Below are 24958 nucleotides of genomic sequence, written 5' to 3' on the forward strand. Positions count from 1 at the left end.
CAAGGCGGCGGTCGCCTACTACGCCAGCCTCGGCGTCACGATAGCGCGCGTCATGACCGACAACGGCTCTTGCTACAGATCGAAGGTCTTCGCCAAAGCCTGCCGCGATCTCGGTCTCAAGCACGTCAGGACAAGGCCCTATACCCCCAAGACCAATGGCAAGGCCGAGCGCTTCATCCAGACGGCGCTGCGCGAATGGGCCTATGCCATTGCCTACCAGACATCCGATCACCGCGCCGCCGAATTGCCTGGCTGGTTGCACAGATACAATTGGCATCGCCCCCACGGCAGCCTAAAGGCAAAACCACCTATCAGTCGCCTCGCCCTAACCCAGGACAACCTGTTGAGGCTCCACACCTAGGCGGCCGCTCATTCGGCATCGAGCATCAACGACGACGGCTGAAACTACTTGTTGAGGGAGAGCACGATGCACTCCGCGAAAGCGCACTCCGCGAGCACGTCCGCAGCTAATGCAATACGCTCTCCATGGGGCAAGAGGAGTATCGGATGACACGCGACCGGATGATTGCTCACATTCGCGCGGCGGATGCCGTTGCGCGAGATGTCGTCACACATGGGCATCATCCATTCGGGGCGGTGCTGGTCGGCCCCGACGATGCGATCCTCATGCGCCAAGGCAACATCAACACTGTGCGCCACGCCGAAACTGAACTTGCCAGGCGCGCGGCGGATGCCTATTCGCCTGAATTTCTACGGAGCTGCACGCTGGTATCAACCGGCGAGCCCTGCGCGATGTGCACCGGGACGCTCTACTGGGCGAATATCGGCCGGCTGGTCTACGGCTTCGAGGAGAGCCAGCTTCTGGCTCTGACTGGCGACCACCCGAAAAATCCAACGATGAGCCTGTCGGCGCGTGTCGTGCTCGGCTCTGGTCAGAAGAGCATCGAGGTGCATGGCCCGTTCCCTGAAATTGAGGATGAGGTTCTCGCTGCCCATCGAGATTTCTGGCGCCGGTAGCCTGGCGAGAGAAGGTGGACCGCGGGACAGTTCGAACACGGCGATCTCACCTTACCTGCCGCCTGTGTGTAAGGGCGCCTGCGGCGATATAGTCCGGTTGGGGAGAGGGACGCGAAGTGGCTGACAAAGCTGATCGGTTGGCCGACTTGGACGCCGCGATGCATCGTTTTGCCGAAGCTTGGGCAAGCGGCGATATAGCCGTATTAGAAGCAATTTTATCGCCAAGCTACAACATACCGACGCGTTCGGGGAATTTCACGACCGCTCAAGTTGGCTGGAGTACGCCTAGCGACGAACTGGCCGCACTACCCGCATAGGGTTTCGTAGCCTTCGTAGACGCCGCGTGGGGGATATCGCAATTCTCACAGGTGTTAACGACATCGAGGGGTCAGGTGCCCTTAGCGCTTCTGATCAGAGCGACTTTACAATCCGGTTTACTCAAGTGTGGGCGTGGGACCAAGAGCGGTCGCTTCGAGAAGCGTTCCAGGCGACGCGCATCCCATAGGGCGCTGCGGGTGCATGCAAATGTTGCGCTCAACCCCAAAACGCAGCCGATCTGGCGGTCAGCGGGGGACAAACTCGGGGGGCATCCCTCAGGCTGTCGCTGTTAAGGGGAAGAGAGGCTGCACTCGGAATACCTGGCCGGGTCGCCCTGCGTGAAAGGTGCGGTCCAGGCCATTCGGATTTGATGAGCTAACATACCTGACGTTGCACTCATCGGATTTTCCCCGGCCGGCCAGTGCAGTCCGAACCAACGGAAGCGATGCCCCATCTATCTCTATGCCGGTGGGGACCGACTTGTCTTTGGCCAGTGATTTAAGTTTGGCTGCGCTGCCTGCGCTCGCGGGCGACAGTTGCCAGGTACACTGTTGGGTCCTGCTCATTCGGCTGCGCAAAAGCATTTGCAACATCGCAAGACTTCAGGCCGAGATCCTGGAGCTCGCGTGTGTTCATCGACGCAAACGGGGCGAGTTGCGTGCGATGTGCCCAAAACCGTGGCAGCCACAGAATGGCAGAAGCCGCTACGTTCAGAAGGACAAAAATGCAGCTGACAGCAGGACTCTCGTGGCTTCGCGACCGGGTCCTGTGTAGGAATTCGAAGGTGGACATCGCGTTCTCCCCTCTTAAGCCGCCTGATATGGCGGCAGTCGCAGACTAGGCGAGCTTGCGGGGCTAGGCCTGATATCCAACGGAAAGACTTCCGAAATTGAGACGAAACGTGCTGGGGTCAAGAACCGATCGTTGCTAATTGAGAGTTTCCTAATATGAAGAGATTCGGTATACCTAGGCGCCCTTCAGGGGAGAATGCCGTTGAGCGAGGCCGATCACGCGCGCAAATCTCTGATTCGGCTTGGCGCATACGCCTTTGACCGGGAGCGGGGTCTCCTTTTGGAAAACGGCCGCCCTGTCTACGTTCGCGCGAAGACCTTTTCACTGTTGGCCCATCTGATCGAGAACGCAAACCGCGTGGTGAGTCGAGATCAGATATTTGAGGTCGTGTGGCGGGGCCTCATCGTCACTGACGACGCGTTGACACAGACGATCCGCGATCTTCGGAGCGTCCTCGGGGAGGAGGGGGCAGTCCTGATCAAGACGGTCGCAAAGCGCGGCTACATGCTCACGCTCGAGGAGGACGCAAACGATCGAAGCGCTGATCCAGCCATCGCGGACGTTCCAACGAATGTTGGGCAGCGTTACCCCTCGTCGGAAGCTCAGCGCGAAACGACGCCCGACGCAACCAATTTGCCATGCGACCCCTCCTTGCGGCGTGCGTTCGAGTTGTTGGCTCGTGAAAGCCGGTCGACAATGCCTCTTTTGGGGCCGGTGCGATCGGCTGAGGCACAGTCTGCTCGCGTCTCCGGGCGAGACAGGCCGGCGATCGCGGTGCTGCCGTTCGCGCTCGAGGATATAGCCTCCCAGCGCCTCCATGTCTTGAGGGATGGGTTGCTGAGGGACATTATCCGCGACCTTGCCCGACTGCGAACCGTCTTCGTCATCGCAGCGAATTCGCTACAGGCTTTGTCATCCCTCGGACTGAACAGCCTGGAGGCCGGCCGGCTGCTTCGCTGTGATTATGTATGCGCCGGCAACATCACGCTGCACGGACCGACGCTGCGGGTCGATGTCGAGTTGATCGCGGCGGCTGATGGCCGCGCGCTCTCTTCCGAAAGATTCTCGAAACCCCTCGCATTGATCTCGCAGTTCGGGCAGGCCTTGGCCGACGAGATTGCGACGCTAATCGCAGACGAAGTCAATCTCGCGGAGCGCAATATCGCGACCCGGCGGGCTCTTCACGAACTGGATGCATGGCAAGCCTATCACCGTGGCCTGGGCCACATGCACATGTTCACCGGCCAGGACAATACGGTCGCGGAGGATTTGTTCAAGGCCGCAATCGACCTTGATCCGCGCTTTGCCAGTCCCTACGCGAGCCTGTCCTTCACACACTTCTTGAAGGCATTCCTGTTTGATCCGTCACATCTCTCGGTGGAAGGGCAACTCGCTCATGATCTTGCTGCACGCGCGGTGGCAGTCGACCCCTATGACCCCGCGGCGCATTGCGCTCTCGGGCGCGCCCTCTGGATCATGGGCGCGCTCGAAGAAGCCACTGACGCGCTGGAGCGGGCAACGGTCCTCAGCCCCTCCTATGCCTTTGGGCATTACGCACGGGCGTTTACCGACGGCTGGTCAGGGGATGCAACGGTTGCCATTCAAGCGGCCGACCATGCCAGAGAACTGTCACCGTTTGACCCTTTCCTAGGTCCCAATCAAGCGGTGCGGGCAATTTCCCTGCTGCGGCTCGGAAGAGCCGACGAGGCTGCTGCGTGGGCCGTGCGCGCTACGCTCCATCGCAACGCTCACGCCCATATAAGGCGTATTGCGGTCTTGTCGCTGACTGCGGCCGGTCGGATCAACGAGGCGATGCATCTGGCACAGGTGGTGAACGGCGAAAGCCCGGAGAATGGAAACGAACTATTCATCCGCACGAGCAGAATGCGGCCCGATGATGAGAAGCTATTCCGCGACCTGGCGCGGCAAAGCGGGTTGTGCTGAGCGAAGCGAGCCCAACGCGAAAGGAGGGGCAACGTGAGTGAGACCCGCAACCTCGCGGCGATCCTGGCCGATGTCGTCGGATACAGCCGGCTGGCTGGGTCGAACGAAAGATTCGATCGGCTGATCGCCGCCGATGATCTTGGACACGGTCTTACGTCATAGACGGGGTGAAGGGCAGCTTTTTGCGCCTCTCTTCGCTGGGTTCGTACGCCCGAACGGCTTCGACCGACAATTGCGATTGGCTGTCTCCGGATAGACTACTCGGGGACATCTCCGTCATACGCGGGCAAGTCGCCAACTTCATCTATCCAGGTCTGCGCCGAACCGCGCCAGCATTGAGCCCGCGGGATGAGGTCGGCGCGCTGACGCAGTGAGCCAACCCGCAGTCCGAAGAAGCCGTGCGTGCCATTCTCCGGTCTCGAATAGACCGAAGTTCCGCATTCCGGGCAGAACGCTAAGACGCGACGGTTTCCGCTCGCGGCAGTTTTCACGTATGTCTTTGGTTGGCCCGAGAGAAAATTGAAGATTCCATCGACCACCGGCACTGTCACACGGAACGCCGAGCCGGAGAGAGTTTGGCAATCCGTGCAATGGCAGATCTCGACTAAGTTGGTATCCATCTCAGCCTCATAGGTGAGGTAGCCGCACAGACAACGACCATCGACCTTCATTGTCACTCCGCTATCTGCAGGCGCTGCCGGCGATCCTAGACAGCATCCATCCGGTAATCTGAGCCTGCCGCAGTGGATAGGCATTGGCAAGTTCCGGGCTGTCGGCGGTTGCACTGGTTACTGCCCAAGGCCGCGCGTTTAACGGCGAATTTCCATCACCAAGATCGCTGCAATCACGATCGCGGTGCCCATGCCTTGAAGGAGCGAGACACTCTCGCCCAGCACAGCTATGGCGAAAAGACTCCAAGGACCGGCTCCAGGTTGCTGATCATGGCGGCGCTCGCTGCGCCGACATAGGTCATGCCTGAGATAAACGCGAGCGTTGCTACCGTGGAGGCAATGGCGACGCCTACAAAGCCAGGGCATGCGAGCATCATCGTCCAGTGTCCCAAAAGCGCAAAGTGTCAAACGGCTTCCAAAACTGACGCCCGATCGGCGTCCAATTTTGACCCTCCTTATGTAATGCGCGGCGATCAGCGTTCGCCCGGGCGGAGCTGGTCAGGATTGCTCAGACCGGGCGAGCGCGGATGACGCTTGGGAGCTTGATGGGTGATCAGGCGCGGTTCTTGAAGCGCCAGGGGATTCGTTTCCGGTCTCGATGATCTCGCAATGATGGGTGAGGCGGTCGAGGAGCGCTGTCGTTATGTTGGCGTCGCCGACGACAGCGGGCCATTCTCCGAACGCCAGGTTGGTAGTGACGATGATCGAGGTCCGTTCGTAGAGCCTGCTGATCAGGTGGAAGAGCAATTGCCCGCCGGCCTGCGCGAACGGGAGGTAGCCGAGTTCATCGAGTACGACGAAGTCGAGCCGGGTGAGGTAATCGGCGATACGGCCTTGCTTGCCGCCGCGGTGCTCGGTCTCGAGCCGGTTGACGAGATCGACGACGTTGAAGAAGCAGCCACGTGAGCCGTTGCCGATCAGGGCGCGGGCAATGGCGATTGCCAGATGCGACTTGCCGGTCCCGGTGCCACCGATGAGCACGGTGTTGCGCTGATCGGCAACGAAGGTTCCGTTGGCGAGATCACGTATGAGTGGCTCGTTGACCGGCGTGCCGTCGAAGTCGAACTCCTCGATGTCCTTGGCTAGCGGCAGCTTGGCGACGGCGAGCTGGTATTTGATGGAGCGCGCCTGCTTCTCGGCGATCTCGGCCGACAGCAGATCGCCGACGATCCTTGGCGGCTCGTGCTGGCGCTTGATGCCTGTCGCCATGACCTCGTCATAGGCGCCGCGCATGCCATAGAGCTTCAGCGTCCCCATCAGATCCAGAACCTGCGTGCGTTCCATCAGCTTGCCCTCCTGAGGCTGTCGTAGCGGGCGCAGTCGGCCTGCGGTTCATGCTGCAGGCGAAGAGCGTCCGGGGTGATGATGGTGATGGCCGGCGCAGGATCGCGACGTCGCGCCAGGATGTTGATGATGACGGCGGATGAGCAGGCATTCTAATCGAGCGCTTGCTGGCAGACAGCCTCCACGGCGTCGATGCCGTCGGTCAACACCGTGGCCAGGATCGACACCATCTGCCGATCGCCGTCATGCGCCGCCTTCAATTTGCGTCGGATACGCTCCATCGCTGATGACAGAGCCCAGTCCCGGAATGGCGCGCCATTGCGCAGCGCACCGGGCTTGCGGGCAAGCACAGGGACGTAATGCCAGGGATCGTAGACCGTCTCGTTGCGCCCGAAGGAGCGGGCATGCTCGGCAACGACCACGCCGTCCTGACGGATGACGATCCGATCCGCATAGGCGTGGATCTCGACCGGGCGGCCGACGGCCGTCGACAGGACCGAGTATTTGTTGGTGTCGAAGCGGACCGTGCAGGTCTTCGACACCGAGGCCGGCACCGTGTGGAAGCCGTCGAAGGGGCCGCGATATTCGACCAGCTTGCCACGCTCCTCCTCGAACGCGTTCCAGATCGTTCGTTCCGGCTGTTCGATGTGACGGTGCGCCTTGGCGTAGGCGACGCATTTGTCCTGCAGCCAGGCGTTCAACTCCTCGTAGGTCTTGAAGCGCAGCCTGGGCGTGAAGAAGCGCTCGCGCACCAGTCCGACCTGGTTCTCGACCTGACCCTTCTCCCAGCCGGAGGCCGGGGTGCAGGCGACCGGCTGCACCAGATAGTGGCTGCACATCTGCAGGAAGCGGCGATTGTATAGCCGGTCCTTGCCGACGAACACCGTCTCCACCGCCGTCTTCATGTTGTCGTAGATTCCGCGCGTGCAGGCGCCGCCGAAGAAGGCAAACGCCCGGTCGTGGGCGTCGAACACCATCTCCTGCGTCTCGCGCGGATAGGCCCTCACGAACATCATGCGGCTGTGGCAGAGCCGGACATGGGCGACCTTCACGGTCACCGTCACGCCGTTGATCAGGACGATCTCGTGGCTCCAGTCGAACTGGTAGGCCTCGCCCGGCGCGAAGAACAGCGGCACATAGGCGTCCGCCGTCGCCGACCCCTGCGCCTTCGCCCAGCTCTTCGCGTAGCGGCGGACGGCGTCATAGCCACCCTCGTAACCGAGGCTGCAAAGCTCTTCGTAAATCCGGATCAGTGTCAGTTGCTCGCGCGCCGCCTTGCCACGGTTGCCATTCAAAAACCCGTCAAGCTGATCCTGCCACGGACCGATCTTCGGCTTGGGCTGCCGCTCGCGTTCGTAGGAGAACGACGTCTCGTCGGATCTGAGAATCTTGCGGACCGTGTTCCGAGACACATGTAGCTCGCGGCAAATCCGCTTGAGCGACCATCCTTGCACATGGAATGCGCGCCGAACTCGGGCAATCGTATCCACCGACTTCATCCCCACACCATCCGCTCGTAACGACGAGCTGATGGTCGCAAAATCAAAGCATCAGGGGGGGTCAAAATTGGGCTCTGACTCAATCTTGCTGCATGTGAAGGCTGATGTCGCGATTTCCGAGGGGAATCAGCGATGGAACGGAGATTTGGGTCGACGAGATTGGCGCCAGCCGGATTTGTCGTCGACCAAGCTGAAATCGACACGGATTGCATGTTTCTTGATGTGCGCGCAGCGGCGGTTTCGGCAACATGCCCATGCTGCGGGACCTATTCCCGTCGAACCCAGAGCCGATGCATACGGCAAGTCGCTGATCTGCCTATCGCTGGCCGGCGGGTTGTCCTGCGGGTGACGGTTCGTCGTTTCTGGTGCGAGGCCGTTCTTTGCCGCCGCCGCATTTTTGCCGAGCGGTTTGGCACCGATATTTTGGCTCCGTTGTCGCGAAGGACCGGACGCCTCGAGACTATCGTCCATCACTTGGGACTGGCGCTCGGCGGCCGGCCGGCCGCGGCCTTTGCCGATCGCCTCATGATGCCGGTGAGCAACGATACCCTGTTGCGTGTCGTGCGCCGGCGGACTGAACAGCCGCGCGATAAGCTCTCCATCATCGGCATCGACGACTTCGCATTCCGGCGCGGCCAGCGATACGGGACGATTGTCTGCGATCTCGAACGCCGCAGGCCGGCGACATTGCTGCCTGATCGCGAGCAGGCGACATCGCAGGCATGGCTCGCAGGCCATCCGTCCATCACGACTGTCGCGCGTGACCGGGGCGGCGGGTATGGCGAGGCGATCGCCAAGGCGTTGCCGCATGCCGATCAGGTAGCCGACCGCTGGCACCTAATGGAAAACGCCAGCCGCGCCTTTCTCGATGCGGTCAGCAAAACCATGCGTCAGATCCGAAAGGCAGTCGGCAGCGCCGTCATCGATCCTGGACTTCTCACCTATGCCGAGCGGCTGCAATATGACGGATACCTCCGCCGGCAGGAGACGAACGAGGCCATTCTGGAATTGTCGAAGCAGGGCTTTCCGATCAAGCAGATCGTCAAGCGCACCGGGTATAGCCGTAAACTTGTCCGCAGCGTCCTGCGTGGCCAGCGCTCCGACGTGTTTCGCGTCCGCCAGAGCTCGCTCGAGGAATGGCTTCCCTGGCTCGACAGCCGCTGGGGGCAAGGCGCGCGGAACGCATCGGCGCTCTGGCGCGAAATGCGCGAGAAGGGCTTCCACGGCCAGAGCGGTGTCGTCTCCGAATGGGCGCGGCGCCGGCGGCTGGCCGAAAAGGCCGATCAAAGCGCGCTTGCTCGCACGCCTTCGGCACGAAGTATCGCCAGACTCATGACGTTGGCACGCGACGACTTGTCCAAATCGGATGCCGTGCTGGTTGCCGCGATCGAGAACAATGTCCCTGAACTGACCATCGCGCGAACGTTGATCGATGACTTTCACCGGATGATCCGATCGAAGGCAGTCGCAAAATTGGATGGTTGGCTCGAGGGCGGCAAAGCAAGTCTCGTGAGCTCCTTTGCCAACGGGGTCGAAAAGGACATTGCCGCGGTCCGCAATGCCATCACATCACCTTGGTCGAATGGCCAGACCGAGGGCCAGATCACCAAGCTCAAACTTATCAAACGACAGATGTACGGCCGCGCGAAGATCGACCTACTCCAGGCCCGCCTCGTCGGGGCAAGCTAGGCTGGGGCCGCAGCGAGAATGCGTCAGACCCAAAATTGGACGCCGATTCGCAACCGCGAAAGACCGGCACGCTTGAGAACCCGGCTGACGGTAGCGGGCGAGACGCCGACCTCATGGGCGATGTGCTTGCCGGTCCAACGTTGCCGCCGCAGCGCCATGATGCGCTCGGCGATCGACGCAGCGGTGGCCTGTGGCATATGGGCCGGCCGCGAGGAACGGTCGATCATGCCGGCCCGTCCTTCGGCCTTGTAGCGCTCGACCCAGCGCGCCACGATCTTGGCTGACACGCCATAGACGCGCGCCGCATGGGCTTTGGAAAAACCGCCCACTATCACCGACAGCACCATCTCCTCTCGACGCAGCGGCGTGAGACGGGCATTCTTGTGAATGTTCATTCGGACCCTCCGGTGAGTACTGAAGCCTGGTAACTCCAGTCTCCTCGGTCAGGTCCGAATGGACAACTTCCTGAAGGCTCACAGCTAGGGTGCGCTCAGAGGTTTGCCTGCGCTCCTCTCCGCCAGCGCTGCGTAGAGGTGAGGAGTTAGCGGCGCGAGCACCGGAGCCGGTCAGACGGTTGTCGCTGGGGAATCAGCCCCCGACTATCTGCACCGATCGCCACGACCGTTTCGAACGAGCCAATCGACGTTCCCGGAAGAAACGCCAACATCCTTGAACATGCTGTCGTCAGCCCCGAGCAGCCGGCGTTTCACTAGCCACAACTCCACCTCGCGCCGGATGGTCCGCATTGTTGCCTTGGCCCGATGCCGGGCTTGTTCAGTGGCTCGAAGCTGCAGGTCGTGCGCAAAACCCGGATCCAGTTCGATAGATCTTTCGATCAGCAAACGAGCGGGCCGATCCCCTTTGACCGACTGGTTGACCAGCGCCCGCCCGCGCACGAAAAGGTCGTAGGCTTCAAGATTCGCTGGCTTTTGACCTGCAGTGGAAGGCACAGGAGGCAGCAGATCAGAAAGGCTGTTCACGATCCTTGCCACTATCTCATCCTGCAGCGCAAAGATATCTGCGAGATCCCGATCGAACCGTTCGGCCCACAGTGGGCGATTGTCGAGCGCATCGATGATCTGGGCGCTGATCCGGACCCGATCCGCGGCGCGGCGTACGCTCCCTTCGATCACGTAGCGCACGCTGAGATCCGTGGCGATTGATCGGATATCGGCCTGCTTGCCTTTGTAAACGAAAGAGGAATGGCGTGCGATCACCAGGAGACCGGCGACCTTCGACAGGTCCGTGATCAAATCCTCGGCCAATCCGTCGCCGAAATACTCTTGCTCTGGATCGCTGCTCATATTGGTGAACGGCATCACGGCAATTGAAGGCGTTGACCCAGTCGCTTGCGGCAGCGGCGGATCGACTGCGGTGTCGACATCGCGATTTCGTAACGGCGTGGAATGGACCAGCCTGTACCCCACGCGCGGAACAGTTGCTATCCACTCTTCGCCGTCAGCCGCCCGGCCGAGGACCTTGCGAAGTGCGGCGATCTGAACGGTAAGATTGCTCTCCTCGACATTCGTGCACGGCCACGCCGCATCCATTAATGCTGACTTCGTGACGACCTCGCCATTTGCTTCCAATAGGGCCTTCAGTAGCGCCCGGCCTCTGGTTCCGATGGCAACCGACGACCCACGTCGCAACAAAGTCCCGCTTTCGCAATCGAATGCGAACAAGCCGAACGTGACGAGCTCAAGCGCCATATCCAATCATAGCGTGTTTCCGAAGATTTCGGAATTGTTCGGGATGGCTTTCAGGACCGGAACCCGTCGAAGGCCGATAATCCGGCCGCACGACGCACTACGAAGACGATGGGAGGAGTTCATGAGCAAGCGAACTCGTGTTGGGTTTGGCTGCGGCCTGGTGTTCCATGTAGCAGTTGGCGTTTCAGAAACCTTCGCGGCCAACATGCCGAGTGACCCCGGCATCGAACTGGCCGGAGGCAGCATAATCGAACCCGGCAACAATGGGCGAGACGATTTGGTTGGCGTAACAACTATCCGAATAATAGGTCCGGCCCACGATCAGGTACTCGGGACGATAGTGTATGACGTTCCGTATAATGGACTAGCACCTGCCCATCGATGGGGTGGCCCGCGCTGAGTCGCAATATCATGTCATCGATGGCTTGGTGCCAGCGGTGCATGTCGCAGAGCCCACAACGATCATCTGGGCACCCGCTCTCATGAGGTGCCCTGCAGGAAGTCGATCCCTCGGCATCTCCCTGTACGACGACACTTCATATCTCGCCGAAATAGCGTGCACGTGCATGGTCGTCCGAGGGAGCCTCGGGCCCCAGCCCGATCGCATCGGGTACCCGCGTCGGATCGCGAGCAAACAGTGCAAACGCATTCTCACGTCGTCGGTCGGCCGCTGCTCCAGGTTCGAACAGGAGGGCCGTTTGCATGGCCTCTAGCCGTCGCATGCGTCCGCAAAAATCATCATGGTCTTTGGCATAGGCCTCCGCAGCCGACCGCCAATCTGAGCTCTCCAGCAATCGGTCCTTCAACAAGCGGACGTCCCGGAGTGTCCTGGACAGGCCACGGCCCCACGCCGGGTCAGTGGCGGCCGCCGCATCGCCCACCAGAACAACGCCGTCGCGGTAAGGCTTGTCGACCCAGCGCTGCGATCCGTCGAAGCTGGCGAAGGGGCCTGCCTGTTGTGAGCGGTCGAACCAATGGCCCGGAGCGCCCACGTCTCGAAGCTGTCGTATCATTTCATCGACCGAACGGCGGCCTGACAGCCGCGTCCCCACCGCATCGTTTCGGTAGATAAGATAGATACGGTTACGCTGAGGTGCGATGCGCATGGCAATCACCATGCGCCCGCCCGCTGGATCATAGAAGAGATTGATCGTGTTCGCCGACGGTCTGACCTCGCCGGTGAGGAACTCCGAAAAGTTGACATCCCCTTCCAGAACCATTCCTGCTGTGAAGAGCTGCTCTGACCCATGCTGCACCTCAAAGCCGAGAGCCGAGCGCAGCCGGGAATCTCTGCCGTCCGCCAGAACCACCAAACGGGCAGATAGACCTTTCGCATCGCCGCCGACATGAACCCGCGGCATACCTCCAAAAGTCACAGCGGAAACCACTTTCCCACGCATGACTTCGGCACCATGCACTTCGGCGTTTTTCAAGAGAACTGCCTGCATCTCTGGATGCGGAAACGTCATGCAGGAGGTCGCAGCCGGGGTCGTCGCCGGCAAGTCACGTACTGTGGGACGCAAGCCGTTGGTGAAGTTGGAAAAGTAGGCCACTTCGATAGCGCACTTCCTTAGCAGCAAACCGTATACGCCCAACCGGTCCGCCTCAAGACTGCCCCATGGCATCAGAAGTTCGCCGCGGATGCGGTCCCTGAACTCCTTCTGCTGTTCAATGATAAGAACTCTGGCGCCGCAACCGGCTAAGGCGATCGCCAGCGAAGAACCCGCCAGCCCGCCGCCGACGATGATCAGGTCGTAATCGGCGCGAATCCGGGCGGACAGCGGAGTCTCGCCATTTCTATTCTCTGGCATGCCCCCAACCTAATGAATATTTCAAGTCGCTAATATAGTGTGCTCCTGCCGGCATTTAGTCAAACCTCTCCGGCGAGCAGGGGGGCCATGCACTTCGAGTGTACAATTGCGGCAGGCGGCGGGCATCTGAAAGGTGACCTTGCTATGGTCTACGTGGCCTTTGCGATTGCGATGATGACGGTCATCATCCGCCGCTATCGCGACATGCCGATGTTGGAATCCATGGCTCTCGCTTGCTTCGCTGCAGCCATCGTTGCCTTCTTTTTCGCTGACCCATTCGATGTCCGCATCGGCGAGGTGGCGCTGCTCGGTTTTTTTGGCCTCATCACCCTAGGCGTTGCCCTTGGCGTTTACGCGATGGGCGCACGGCGCCTGCCCGCCGCTCAAGCCACCCTGTTGAGCTCTGCGGAGATGCCTATGGCTACCCTCTGGGTCTGGTTGTTTTTCAATGAGATGCCCGCGACGGAAACGTGTGGGCGGCGCATTGGTGCTTGCAGTGATCTTGGGAAACATTGTTACGGAGTTGAGAATCAGCCCGACTGCTGAGATCGCTTAGAGCGGCAGGTACGGTAGCCCTGATCGTCACCTCGGGGGCTGCGAACCGTTTGAGTGCGTCATTTAATTAGCAACAATGTCAGCAACAGCTGTCCGCCGGATATCGCAAAATGACGGCATCTCGGCAACGTGCGCTAGTTCGCAAGCTGGCACCGAGACGAGTCTCACGACTGCACAGCGTCAATCGTTGATTTGGCCAACTTATCGATAGGGTCGGGACGACAGCATTTCGGCTACACGGTGCGGAGCCACCAAACCGGCGCGCGTTGCCGATATGCCCATATTCAGTTCCCGAGCGCTCCGCCATGAATGTTCTGGACTTCGAACGCTGTCTCTTGGGGTGGCGAGGTGAAGCCGCCCTTGATGCCCTTGCTCATCGTGGGCATCAGGATTCCATCGCGGAACTTCTCCCAACTCTCTTTGGAGTCGTGGATGGCAACGATCGTCCAGCCCCCCGTGGACGGCCCAGCCGCATGGAAGGTCTGGCCCTTTGGCAGAGCACCGCCTGCTGGATGCACAGCGGCGATCGAGGCCTCGTACTGTGACTTTGTCCCACCCGGAAAGTGGTGAACTATCCCATAAGCCATCTCGTCCTCCATCGTGACGTTTGAGCGGTTGCAGTTTGTAGGCCATGGCGCCAACATTAGCGACTCCTCATGTTATCAATATTTGCGTGAAGTCCTCGTTCGGCGATCCGCGCCATTGGCAGCGGCGACGTTGGCGGGATTTCAGGGTCACGCGGAAAGCACAAGAGTGACGAAAGCTTCGCCCGCCGGGTGACCGCCGCCTTCGAACGCAAATCTGACACGTAGCGGCCGCGATCTGGCCGACAGGTTTGCGCCGCTTGTCGGCCGTTGAGGAGCACCTTTGCCAACTCGTGAAAGCAGAGACATTGCCGGTGACGAGGCTTGGCTGTCGCGGTCGCGACAGAGGCAAAGATCAGTCGAGGCTGATCCGCGTTCCCTTAGCGCCGTTGAGCAGCCGCTTAAGATGGAAGCCGGCGAGCCGGTCGTCCGGACAATTGCCGATCTGCGCGGCGAAAGCCGTCACCGCGTTTGCATCGCCGGCCTCCAATCTGCCGAAGGCTTCGAGATAGCTCGCCGTCGAAGGATCATCATACTGCTTTGACGACAAAGGCTCGAACGCACGCAGCGCCTCGGCCCTGCCGCGCAGCATCAGATCGCCGACCGGCCGCCCGCGGAAGCCGTCGACCCTTGCAGCCGCGCTCCCGCTGACGCAGATACGCGTGCCCAGCTGCTTGTTGGCGCTTTCCAGCCGCGCCGCGATATTGATGGTGTCGCCATAGGCCGTGTAGTCGAAGAAGCGGCCTCCGCCGAAATTTCCGACCAGCGCCGGGCCTGCATGGACGCCGATGCGGGTCGTACCGACCGCGACGCCCTTGTCGCGCCAGCTATCGCGGAACGATTGCGACAGCGCGTCGAGTTCGAGCGCGCAGGAAACCGCGCGCGCCGCATGGTCCTGCTGCTCGCCAGGCGCGCCAAACAGCACATGCAGCGCATCGCCGACGATCTTGGCGACAGTGCCTTCATGCGCGAACACGACGTCGGTCATGCTGGTCAAATAGTCGTTTAGGAGCGTGCCTAACGTGGCAGGGTCGATTGTTTCCACCAGCGTGGTGAAGCTGGTAATGTCGGTGAACAGCGATGCGACCTCGCGCCACTGCCCGGCTAGCGCCGATCCGTCGGCGTCGCCGGCCAGTCGCTCGGCCAGATTGGGCGAGAAGTAGCGTGACAGCGATGCATGCGCGCGCTCCGCGACCGCTTGCCGCCGATGTGCCTCGTGCAGCACCTCGCGATGCTTCAAGGTCTTCGCGATCGTGGTCTCCAGGTCGGCGAAGTCGATCGGCTTAGTGATGAAGTCGAAGGCGCCGCGGTTCATAGCAGTACGGATGTTGGCCATGTCGCCGTAAGCGGAGACGATGACCGTCGAAAGCTGCTGCCCTTCGGTCTGCTGCAGCTTCTCCAGCAGCGACAGGCCGTCCATACGGGGCATGTTGATGTCGCACAGCACCATGTCGATGTCGCTGTTGCCGTCGATGACGGATAGGGCGTCCACACCATCGCTGGCAAACAGGAAAATGACCGCGCCGTCGCGGATCTGACGCCGGAACTTCTGGACGATCAGGACCTCAAGGTCGGGCTCGTCGTCGACCACGAGGATGCGCGCCGTCACGCCACCATTCCCAGCCGCGTTTCGATTTGTTGCCTGAGCGCCGCAAAGTCGATCGGCTTGGTCAGCAGCGCTTCGGCGCCGTTCTCCAACGCCCTGCGCCTGGTTTCGGCGTCGCCATAGGCGGTGATCATGACGACCGGGACGTCGGGCCGCAGGATCTTGATCCTTGGCAGCATCTCGAGCCCGCTCATTCCGGGCATGTTGATGTCGGACAGCACCAGGATCAGTGTCACCCCTTCTGCGTGGTCGATCTGCTCCAAGGCGTCGACCGCCGATTGCGCGAACTCCATTGTGAAGCGGCTGGCTCGGATGTCGCGGCGGAACTGCTGGCGAAAAAGCGGCTCGACGTCGGGCTCGTCGTCGATGACCAGGATGAGGAGGCTCATGCTTCAGCTCCCAATTTTGCGAGCGAGGCCGCAGCGCGCGGCAGCACAATCCGGAACTCGGTGAACTCGCCTGGCTGGCTGTCGACGTCGATCGTGCCGGCATGCTGTTTGACGACGATGTCGTGGCTGAGTGACAGGCCGAGCCCAGTGCCTTCGCCGGCTGGCTTGGTCGTGAAGAAAGGATTGAACATCTTCTCCTTCACCTCGGGCGGAATGCCGGTGCCATTGTCGCGGATCCTGATTTCGACACGGTCGCCGAGGTTCCTGGTGGTGGCGGAGAGCGTCGGCTCATAGGCCGCGCCATTCGCCGCGGCGTTCCGCTTGGCCGTTGCATAAAAGCCGTTGGAGATGAGGTTGAGAAGCACCCGCGTGATCTCCTGCGGGTAGAGATCGACATCCCCCGCCTGCCGGTCGAAATTCCGCGTCAACGTGATGTTGAATCCTGGCTTTTCGGCGCGCGCCCCGTGGTAGGCAAGGTTCAGGCTCTCCTCCACGATGGCATTGATGTCGATCGCACGATGCTCTCCTGAACCCGCGCGCGAATGCAGCAGCATGTTCCTGACGATGGAATCGGCCCGCTTGCCGTGCTGGACCACCTTGTCGAGATTGCTCTTGAGCATGCCTGTCAGCTCGGCGACCTCTTCGCGCATGGATGCCTCCAAAGGCGCTCCGGCCAGCACACTGCTCAAATCATCGATGAGTTCGCCGGAGAGTGCTGAGAAGTTGTTGACGAAGTTGAGCGGGTTCTTGATCTCGTGGGCGATACCGGCGGTCAGCTGGCCGAGTGAGGCGAGCTTCTCCGTTTGCACGAGGCGGTCCTGCGCAGTCCTCAGATCTTCGAGCGAGCGTGACAATTCGCGGGTACGCGCCTGCACCTCGTCAAACAGCCGGACGTTCTCGATCGCTATGCCGGACTGGTCGGCAAACATCTCGACGAGTTCGATCTGTCTCGGCGTGAAGTCTCGCACCTGTGACCGCGTCAGCGCGAACACGCCGACCGGCGCGCCTTCGCGCAAGATCGGAACGCATAAAATGGTCCGATAGCCGCCAAGCTTCTGAAGTTGCGTTGCCCCGTAGTCAGGGTCGGCGAGCACGTCTGAAACGTGAACGGCGCGCGCTTCGAGGGCCACCCTTCCGGTGACGCTTTCGCGACCGGCGACGAAGGGATTGGCTTTGGCGAAAGCCGCGGCTTCAGGCAAATTGCCGTAGTTGGCCGACCACCGGTAGAGATCGCCGTCGCGCTTGAAGATGACGCTCGTATCCGCGTCGCACAACTTGGCCGCTGATTCCGCCAGCGTGTCGAGCACCGGCTGAAGGTCGAATGTGGAGCGGCTGATCGCCTTCAGCACGTCGGCTGTCGCCGTCTGCTGCTGCAGCGACTCGCTCAATTCCGCCGTGCGGGCTTGCACCTCGTCGAACAAGCGGACATTTTCGATGGCGATCACTGCCTGGTCGGCAAAGGTTTCGACGAGTTCGATCTGCCTTTCGGTGAAGGGCCGCACCGTCGAGCGGGTGAGGGAGAAAACGCCGATTGGAACTCCCTCGCGCAGCAGCGGCACGGCCAGCACGGTGCGGTATCCGCCTAACCGCTGTCCTTCCCACAGCGCATAGTCGGCGTCAGCCAGCACGTCCGGAATCTGGACGGCCTTGCCTTCGAGGAGGACCCGACCGACCCCGGTGCCGCGCCCCGGGACGTGCACAAAGCCGCTGAAATATTCCCGGAGCTCGGCCGGATAGCCGTAACTCGCAGCCTCGACGAATTTGCCGTCCGTCTCGCGCACGATTGAGGCGTTGTCCGCTTCGCACAGCCGGGTCACCGATTCGGCCAGAGCGTCGAGCACCGCCCGGAGGTCGAACGTCGAGCGGCTGATCGCCTTCAGTACGTCGGCCGTCGCCGTCTGCTGCTGTAATGCTTCGCCAAGCTCGGCGGTGCGCGCCTGCAACTCTTCGAATAGCCGCACATTGCCGATTGCGATGACGGCCTGGTTGGCGAAAGTTTTGAGGAGGCCGATTTGGGGGTCGCTAAAGGGCCGCGCCTCGATGCGACGAATCATAATCGCTCCGATTGCTTTCCCTTCCTGCAACAGCGGAGTGGCGAGAATCGCGCGAAAACCAAGAAGTTGAGCCATCATTCGGGCAGTGGCAAACTCCTCTCCAGCGATGGTCAAGTCGGGAACGTGGACCGGCACGCGATCCAATACGGCGCGGCCGGTAACGATGTCGCGCGCGACCGGCAAGCCAGTTCCGTCAATCGGGATCGGTCCGTGATGCGCTCCCACAGCCAGCCTGTCGGAGCGCAGCAGATAGATCGTTGCGTCATAGGCGTCGCAGAGCCGAGCGGCTCTTTCAGCTACGGCGTCCAGCACAGGCTGAATGTCCGTAGGAGACCCGGCGATCACTTGCAATATCGCGCCGGTGGCCATCTGCTGTTCCAGCGACTCGGCTAGGTCGCGGTTGCGGGACTCCACCTCTTCGAACAGCCGCACATTCTCGATCGCGATTACCGCCTGATCCGAAAATGTCTGCACCAGTTCGATTTCACGTGTACTGAACGGTGAGACCGACGAGCGGGCAAGGACGAAGACGCCAGTCACGGCCTCGTCACGCATCAGCGGAACGCCCAGCAGCGTGCGGAAGCCGCCGAGCCGCTGGCCTTCGATGTTGGTATACTCCGGATCGTCGAGAACGTCGACAATCTGCTCTACGGTCCCGCTCTGGGCAACGCGGGCGGCGATGCTGCCCCGGCCCGGCGTGACCGGGAGATTGTTCATGTGGTCCTGGAATTCCTGGCTCCATCCGATCTGTACCGTCGGCTGCAACAGGTCGCCCTGGCGCAAATAGATGTAGCCCATCCCGGAATGACAGAGGTCGGATGCGGACTTCACAAGCGTGTGCAGCACGGAATCGAGATCGAACGCCGAACTGCTGATCGTCTTCAACACTTCGGCTGTCGCCGTCTGCTGATCCAGCGACTCGGCGAGTTCACGATTGTGCCCCTCGATTTTCTCGAGCAGCCGGACATTTTCGATGGCGACCACCGCCTGTTCGGCGAAGCTCTCGACCAGTTCGACTTGACGCGGTGAAAACAGCCCGATCGTCCGCCGCGCCAAGCCGAATACGCCGATGGTATCCTGACCCCGCTTCAGCGGAACAGAAAGTACTCCGCGGAAACTGCCCACGATTGCCGCTTCCGGCCTTTCGTATTCCGGATCTTCAAGCGCGTCCGCCACATGGATCGTCACTCCCTCCAGCGCGGCGCGGCCCTGGAACGTTCCTCGTCCCACGACGTGTGGGTTGGCTCGTTCGTATGCATGCAACTCGGCAGCCTGTCCGCCCCCTGCCATGAACCGCAATGTATCGCCAACGCGCAACGTGATTGCGCCCATGTCCGCCCCCGCTAGGCGTACTGCCGAGTCGACCAGTGTCTGGAGTACCTGTTGAAGATCGAAGGCCGACCGGCTAATCGCCTTGAGAACATCCGAGGTCACAGTCTGCTGCTCCAGCGCCTCGCCGAGATCGCGCGTGCGCGCCTGCACCTCCTCGAAGAGGCGGACATTTTCGATGGCGATGACGGCCTGGTCGGCGAAGGTCTTGAGCAGCTCGACTTGTTTTTCGCTGAACGGTCTGACTTCCGTTCGGCGAATGACGAGCGCTCCAATGGCCTCGTCCTCACGCATCAAAGGGGTGGCGAGAATTGTCCGGTGACCAAGCCGCAGCGCCATCGATCGGCCTGCAGGGAACTCGGACTCCAGCTCAAGCAGATCATCCACATGCATCGGGCTGCGATCGATCACGGTACGGCCGGTGACCCACTCCCGCGTGAGCGGAAAAGTGGCGAAGTCGATGGGGATCGGCCCGTGGTGTGCGCCAATGGCCAGCGAGTCGCCTTGCCGCAGAAAGATCGCAGCGTCATAGGCGTCGCAGAGTTGTGCGGCGTTTTCGGCGACCGCATTCAGGACCGGCTGGATGTCGGTCGGCGATGCGGCGATCACCCTGAGAATCGCACTTGTCGCAGTCTGCTGTTCAAGCGCTTCCGTCACCTCACGGTTGCGCGCACGCACCTCGTCCAACAGGCGGACATTCTCGATGGCGATCACCGCTTGGTCGGCGAAAATCTTGAGCAGCGTGATTTGCTTCTCGCTGAAAGGTTTGACCTCGATGCGCCTGATGACGAGCGCGCCGATAGCCTCGGTGTCACGCATTAGAGGTGTTGCTAGCATCGTGCGGTGGCCAAGCCTTTCGGCAAGTGTGTGGCTGACAGGAAACTCCGCACCAGCAACGGCTATGTCGTTGACATGCACAGTCTTGCAGTCGGCGAAGGCGCGACCGCAGACCCAATCGCGTGCGACCGGCCTCGGTTCGAAGTCGAACGCGATGGGGCCGTAGTGCGCTTTGGGGAAGAGTGTCTCGTCTCGCGCCAGGAAAATGCCGGCGTCATAGGTGTCGCAGAAACGCGCAGCACTCTCCACCACGACCTGCAGGACGGGTTGGATGTCGGTCGGCGATGCGGCGATCACCCTGAGGATGTCACTCGTCGCAGTTTGCTGTTCAAGGAGATTGGCGACCTCCGCGGTGCGCACCTGATTTTCTTCGCGCGCCGCTTTCAACGCGGATCGAAGCGAGCTGATCGTCATCTCAGAGTCGGAGTCGAGCCCTCCCACTGAGGTGCTCCTGTTTTCTCTCTGTCAGTGTCGGCTTTGGCCAGCCCAGCGTCAAGTTTGGTGACCTGCAATGTTGGTATGTGACGCAGCGCGGCCGCTTTGGTGAGGCACCTGAGCGTCGGCTTTCGGAGCTGTTTGCGGGTAGGGGATATGTCCGAGATTATAGGTGGAGTGCCCGCTTCTTCGCATCCTGAGCTAAAACAAGTCGGTCGGCTTCAGCCCCGAATACACGTCGAGGCAGAGCTGCGGAGCACGCAGCCTTGTCCTTCAAGATTGGCGATTTTTGTGCTAATTTCTCAGCCGCCAATGCGCGCGTACGGTCCATTCTTCAGCAGACTCGGAGCCCGCGATGCCCCCGGTGAACGAGACATCCTTCGAGACCGCTCTGGATGAACGTGTCCAGGATATGCTTGGTGCTTGCACGCGATGTGGCAAGTGCGCTGAGGTCTGTCCAAGCCTGGCCCCCGCCGGGGTTTCGGATGCGACGTCCGAAGACCTCATCGACGGTATTCTCGATCTTGTGCGAAACGGTAACGGTCCGGAAGCGTCGCGCAAATGGGCAGCCGCTTGCATGCTCAGCGGAGAATGTATCAAGGCGTGCGATTATGGCGTCAATCCGCGCTTTCTCCTTGCGATGGCACGCCTCGGCGTCGCGAAGTTCGATAAAGAACCTGTTGAAAGACGCCGGCAAGCCGTGGAGAGATACCGCGAAGTCAGCCGCGGTGTGACGATGCTGTCGCGTTTGCAGCTCGAGACGGAGGTGCTGGAACGGCTGGCCCAAAAGCCAGCGTCAGAATCCATGCCGGCCGAGCCGGCGGATTTCGTGTTTTACAGTGGCTGTAATGTGCTCAAGACGCCCCACATTGCCCTGCTTGCCCTCGATATAATGGATGCGCTCGGCGTCAGTTACCAGGTAATGGGTGGCCCTAGCCATTGTTGTGGCATCGTGCAACTCAAGTCCGGTGATGCCGAGATGAGCGGTCGGATGGGCTCGAGTTCGATGGAGAAGTTGTCGCACTCCAGATCGGGGCAGGTGATCACGTGGTGTCCGACCTGCTACGTCCAGTTCACAGAGACCATCCTGCCGACGGTGGAACGACAGCGCGGCTCCCGCCCGTTCGAGATGAACCCATTCCTAAGATTCCTCGGCGAGCGGTTGGGGCAGCTAAAGCCGCATCTGCAGCACAGGGTCGCCATGCGTGTGGCGCTCCACAAGCACCCTGGCGTAGCGGGCATCGTGGAGGCCGCCACCGAAATCCTTAAGATGGTTCCCGGCATCTCGCTTATCGATCTGAACCAGCCGGCTTTGGGTCTGCAGAGCGTGCATGTCGGTGTGCTTCCAAAGTTCAAGCGTGAATTGCAGCTTAGGGAACTTGAAGCGGCGCGTAGAGCTGGTGTTGATGCTTTGGTCGCAGTTTATCATTCCGATCATCGCGAACTGTGTGCACACGAGCGCGATTGGCCATTCCGCATCATCAATATCCTTGAAGTGGTTGGTGAAAGCATGGGGCTGTATCGGCATGATCGCTACAAGGAGCTCAAGGTCATGCAAGACGCCGACCAGATCGTCAAAGAGTGTGGGGACCTAATAGCAAAGCACTCCCTCGATCCTCGAGATGCTCGTGACGTCGTTGTCAGGGTGCTACTGGGTGAGCAACCGCTTCCTCTTAAGGCCAGTACGCCAGGTTGAATTTTGGCGTCCTGGCCAACGTATCGTTTGGAGGCGTGGCAATTTGGTCGCTTCAGGTCTGGACGCGGCTTTCCCAGGCGGAGGAGATTTTCTTGACGTTCGACAAAATGGGTTCTGGAATTGAGGAGCCGGCTGTCGTTGCTGAATCGGATCATCGTTGGCGGTCATAGCAAGCTGGCGATCGCAAATTTTGGGGATCTCGGTGCACAAAACTTGGAGTACCGGCCAGCTCAGCCAAGAATTAATCGCCCTTTGGCGTACCGGAGGCCAGGCCGAGCCTTTCTCTCGGCGTTTTGCGCAATTCGATCTCCACGACGCCTATGATGTCGTGGCAGAAGTCGCACGATTGAGACGAGAGCTTGGAGAGCGAACCGTTGGACGCAAGATCGGTTTCACAAATCGGTCAATTTGGGGCCAGCTTGGTATCGCCGCTCCTATCTGGAACTTCATTTATGATACGACCGTTAGTGAGGCTGTCGCGCACCCGTCGATCAATCTTGACGGGATGCCGGAACCTCGGATCGAGCCCGAGATGGTCCTCCACCTGGCGTCGGCTCCAGTTCCAGGAATGTCAACAGCCGATCTTTTGGAATGTGTCGATTGGGTGGCGCCAGCCTTCGAAATCGTGTTTTCAATTTTCCCAAATTGGAAGTTTACGGCTGCGGATGCGGCAGCCGCATATGGAGTTCATGGCGCTCTGATTTTGGGGGAACGCTTTCATCTGACCGGCTCGCAACCTCAGGGAGACGACCAGCTTCATTCATTCACGGTCGAGTTGGAAAGTCAGGCTGGTGACCTAAGGCAAGGTCGCGCGACTGATGTCCTTGGCGGCCCCTTGCAGGCTTTGAAATTTCTGACGGAGGAAATCGGGCATCGCCCGGAATGCGAACCTCTCCACCCGGGGGAACTTATCACCACAGGAACGCTGACCGAAGCAATGCCGGTTAGGTCAAGGGATGTATGGACAGCAAGGTTTGGCGGAATCCCGGTGTCGCCCGTAAAATTGAGTATCGAATAGCCCGGGCCCAGCGCTCTAGGCGACTTCGCCATTAGATACTTTCGCCGACTGCAAGGAGAGTCCGTCGCCTGATACGCGAGACCTGTCCGACTATGGTGTTGCTGGGCGAAGACAGACGGGTACGTTCTCGCCCGGGGCAGCGTTATTCCGGCAGCCCCGCCTTTCGCAAACCTTTTGCAAGCAGAGCCATATCGGCCGGACGGCTGGTTGAAACGACGTCGGCGAGATTGGAAATTCGTTGGCCGGGATCGAGGCCGAGAATTCGGCTCACGACCTTCTGCGCATCCTCGGTTCGGCCGGCGAGAGCATAGCTTGCAGCCGCAAAGCGCAACGACCCCAAAAAGTCCGGCTTTTCCCGCAACGACCTTTCAGCCCAAGATGATGCCTCCTCGAATCGACCGGCGAAGAGATGAGCCACTGCTACCGCATTCTGCATGTCGAACATGAGCGGGTCGACTGGGCTCATGCGCATCGCGGTCGCCAGGTGCCGGAGTGAGGTTTCCGTATCGCCGAGGTCGGCTCTGACCCAGCCGCTGAATAGCCACGTGGTAGCCAGGTTCGGATTGAGCGCAAGCGCGCGATCAATGAAGGCTGCCCCGCTGTTGTTGTCGCCCACCACGTAGGCGAGCGCGGTCCCGCCCCGGGAAAGCGCGATCGCGTCATCCCTGCCCAAATCCACGGCCTTCAGAGCCAGGCGCTCCGCCTCGGCGGTTTCCTGCCTGCGATCGGTCATCCAGCCGTTCGCCTTGCGCATGACGGCACACCAGGCGGCCATGCCGTATGCCGAGGCAAATTCAGGGTCGAGTTCGATGGCTTTGTAGAACGACTGAAGGGCGTTTGCGGTGGATTCCCTGGTCAACTGGTGGAGGCTTGCTATTCCGCGCAGATAGTGGTCGTAAGCGTCAAGGCGCTCGGTCGGCTTGCGCTTGGCCCGCTCGATCTCTGCCTGTTCCAGCTTCGGAGCGATCGCTCCGACGACGTTCCGGGTCACTTCCTCCTGCAGGTCGAAAACGTCCTCCAGCCCGCCGTCGAAACGGTCGGCCCATAGATGCGCTCCCGTTGTCGCGTCGATGAGCTGCCCGGTGATGCGCACCCTGCTCGCCGCCTTGCGGACGCTCCCTTCAAGCACGTAGCGCACACCAAGCTCGTGTCCGACCTGCTTGATGTCCACGGCCCGGCCCTTGTAGGTAAAGCTCGAGTTGCGCGCGATGACGAACAGCCAGCGCGTCCGGGACAGCGCGGTGATGATCTCCTCAACCATCCCGTCAGCGAAGTAGCCCTGCTCGGGGTCGCCACTCATGTTGTCGAATGGCAAGACCGCGATGGACGGTTTTTCGGGAAGCGTCGGCGTATCCCTCGTGGACGATACCGAAGTGGGTTTCGCTCGACTGACCCGATAGGCGCGCACGGCCTCCACGATGTTGTGGACCTGATGGCTACCGAGGTCGGTGTAGGCATAGTCCAGTTTGCCTTTGACCTGCTCGTGGACGTTGCTCGCGATGCAGACGCCGCCAGGTTCTGCAAGCTTTTCGAGCCGCGCGGCGATGTTCACGCCATCACCGTAGATCGTATCGTCCTGTGCAATCACGTCGCCCAAATTCACGCCCATGCGGAAAGTCATGCGCTTGTCTTCGGCCAAGCTTGCATTGTGAGCGGCCAATCCCTCCTGGGCTTCGACCGCACACTGCACCGCGTGGACTGCGCTGGCGAATTCGACAAGAAGGCTGTCGCCAGCGGAACCGACGATGCGTCCGTGCGAC

At 60.7% G+C, this 24958-nt stretch carries 16 protein-coding genes and 3 pseudogenes; 8 read left to right on the forward strand and 11 right to left on the reverse strand.

Going from position 1 to position 24958, the window contains the following annotated elements; translation table 11 throughout:
- The 4 genes from DPM33_RS34775 to DPM33_RS37575 form a co-directional block, all read left to right on the forward strand.
- A partial coding sequence (locus DPM33_RS34775) for an integrase core domain-containing protein (protein ID WP_146770382.1) occupies positions 1-361 on the forward strand: 361 nt, incomplete at its 5' end.
- 146 nt (positions 362-507) lie between these two features.
- On the forward strand, positions 508-978 hold the full coding sequence (locus DPM33_RS34780) for a nucleoside deaminase (RefSeq protein ID WP_112102048.1): 471 nt from the start codon (positions 508-510) through the stop codon (positions 976-978).
- A 1311-nt stretch (positions 979-2289) separates the two neighbouring features.
- Entirely contained in the window at positions 2290-4032 is a 1743-nt protein-coding gene (locus DPM33_RS34790; protein ID WP_167449317.1) for a winged helix-turn-helix domain-containing protein, read from the forward strand.
- A gap of 33 nt (positions 4033-4065) precedes the next feature.
- Positions 4066-4194 carry a hypothetical protein gene (locus DPM33_RS37575; protein ID WP_281004855.1) on the forward strand — a complete coding sequence of 43 codons (129 nt, stop codon included), beginning with the start codon at positions 4066-4068 and terminating at the stop codon, positions 4192-4194.
- Positions 4195-4289: 95 nt separating this feature from the next.
- On the opposite strand, the gene DPM33_RS34795 is transcribed toward DPM33_RS37575, so the two are convergent.
- From DPM33_RS34795 to istA, 3 genes and pseudogenes are all read right to left on the reverse strand, one after another.
- A complete protein-coding gene (locus tag DPM33_RS34795; RefSeq protein ID WP_112102028.1) occupies positions 4290-4703 on the reverse strand; it encodes a GFA family protein in 414 nt (137 codons plus the stop codon).
- A gap of 553 nt (positions 4704-5256) precedes the next feature.
- Positions 5257-5987 (reverse strand): annotated as a pseudogene (istB, locus tag DPM33_RS34800) (IS21-like element helper ATPase IstB).
- Positions 5920-7486 (reverse strand): annotated as a pseudogene (gene istA / locus DPM33_RS34805) (IS21 family transposase). Before istA ends, istB begins: the two co-directional pseudogenes overlap by 68 nt.
- A 132-nt stretch (positions 7487-7618) precedes the next feature.
- Between istA and DPM33_RS34810 the strand changes: the two are divergent.
- A complete protein-coding gene (locus DPM33_RS34810) occupies positions 7619-9175 on the forward strand; it encodes an ISL3 family transposase (RefSeq protein WP_112102030.1) in 1557 nt (518 codons plus the stop codon).
- A gap of 47 nt (positions 9176-9222) precedes the next feature.
- Here the strand turns inward: DPM33_RS34810 and DPM33_RS34815 are convergent.
- The 3 genes and pseudogenes from DPM33_RS34815 to DPM33_RS34825 all read right to left on the reverse strand — a co-directional run.
- A pseudogene (locus tag DPM33_RS34815) lies at positions 9223-9570 on the reverse strand (leucine zipper domain-containing protein); the annotation flags it as partial.
- Between the two features lie 204 nt (positions 9571-9774).
- Positions 9775-10884 (reverse strand): winged helix-turn-helix domain-containing protein, encoded by a 1110-nt coding sequence (locus DPM33_RS34820; RefSeq protein ID WP_112102032.1) that lies wholly within the window; start codon positions 10882-10884, stop codon positions 9775-9777.
- Positions 10885-11420: 536 nt separating this feature from the next.
- Positions 11421-12695: an FAD-dependent oxidoreductase gene (locus tag DPM33_RS34825; protein WP_112102034.1), complete on the reverse strand. Its 1275-nt coding sequence runs from the start codon at positions 12693-12695 to the stop codon at positions 11421-11423.
- An 87-nt stretch (positions 12696-12782) separates the two neighbouring features.
- On the opposite strand from DPM33_RS34825, the gene DPM33_RS34830 reads away from it, so the two are divergent.
- Positions 12783-13241, forward strand: coding sequence for a DMT family transporter (locus tag DPM33_RS34830; RefSeq protein WP_112102036.1), 459 nt, complete (start codon positions 12783-12785; stop codon positions 13239-13241).
- Between the two features lie 293 nt (positions 13242-13534).
- Here DPM33_RS34830 and DPM33_RS34835 read toward each other — a convergent pair whose 3' ends face one another.
- From DPM33_RS34835 to DPM33_RS34850, 4 genes are all read right to left on the reverse strand, one after another.
- The gene (locus DPM33_RS34835; protein WP_245442663.1) at positions 13535-13849 is read right to left on the reverse strand and encodes a hypothetical protein; all 315 of its coding nucleotides are present in this window, start codon (positions 13847-13849) and stop codon (positions 13535-13537) included.
- A gap of 340 nt (positions 13850-14189) precedes the next feature.
- Entirely contained in the window at positions 14190-15443 is a 1254-nt protein-coding gene (locus DPM33_RS34840; protein WP_112102038.1) for an adenylate/guanylate cyclase domain-containing protein, read from the reverse strand.
- A complete protein-coding gene (locus DPM33_RS34845; RefSeq protein ID WP_112102041.1) occupies positions 15440-15829 on the reverse strand; it encodes a response regulator in 390 nt (129 codons plus the stop codon). Before DPM33_RS34845 ends, DPM33_RS34840 begins: the two co-directional genes overlap by 4 nt.
- Positions 15826-20463 carry a GAF domain-containing protein gene (locus DPM33_RS34850; RefSeq protein ID WP_112102043.1) on the reverse strand — a complete coding sequence of 1546 codons (4638 nt, stop codon included), beginning with the start codon at positions 20461-20463 and terminating at the stop codon, positions 15826-15828. The genes DPM33_RS34845 and DPM33_RS34850 overlap by 4 nt, the downstream gene beginning before the upstream one ends.
- Positions 20464-20839: 376 nt before the next feature.
- On the opposite strand from DPM33_RS34850, the gene DPM33_RS34855 reads away from it, so the two are divergent.
- The gene (locus DPM33_RS34855; RefSeq protein ID WP_112102045.1) at positions 20840-22180 is read left to right on the forward strand and encodes a heterodisulfide reductase-related iron-sulfur binding cluster; all 1341 of its coding nucleotides are present in this window, start codon (positions 20840-20842) and stop codon (positions 22178-22180) included.
- Positions 22181-22337: 157 nt separating this feature from the next.
- Positions 22338-23198, forward strand: a complete 861-nt coding sequence (locus DPM33_RS34860; protein WP_146770383.1) for a 2-keto-4-pentenoate hydratase — start codon at positions 22338-22340, stop codon at positions 23196-23198.
- 142 nt (positions 23199-23340) lie between these two features.
- On the opposite strand, the gene DPM33_RS34865 is transcribed toward DPM33_RS34860, so the two are convergent.
- A partial coding sequence (locus tag DPM33_RS34865; RefSeq protein WP_342634399.1) for an adenylate/guanylate cyclase domain-containing protein occupies positions 23341-24958 on the reverse strand: 1618 nt, incomplete at its 5' end.

Origin of the sequence: Mesorhizobium hawassense (genome assembly GCF_003289945.1) — a bacterium.
Lineage (GTDB): Bacteria > Pseudomonadota > Alphaproteobacteria > Rhizobiales > Rhizobiaceae > Mesorhizobium > Mesorhizobium hawassense.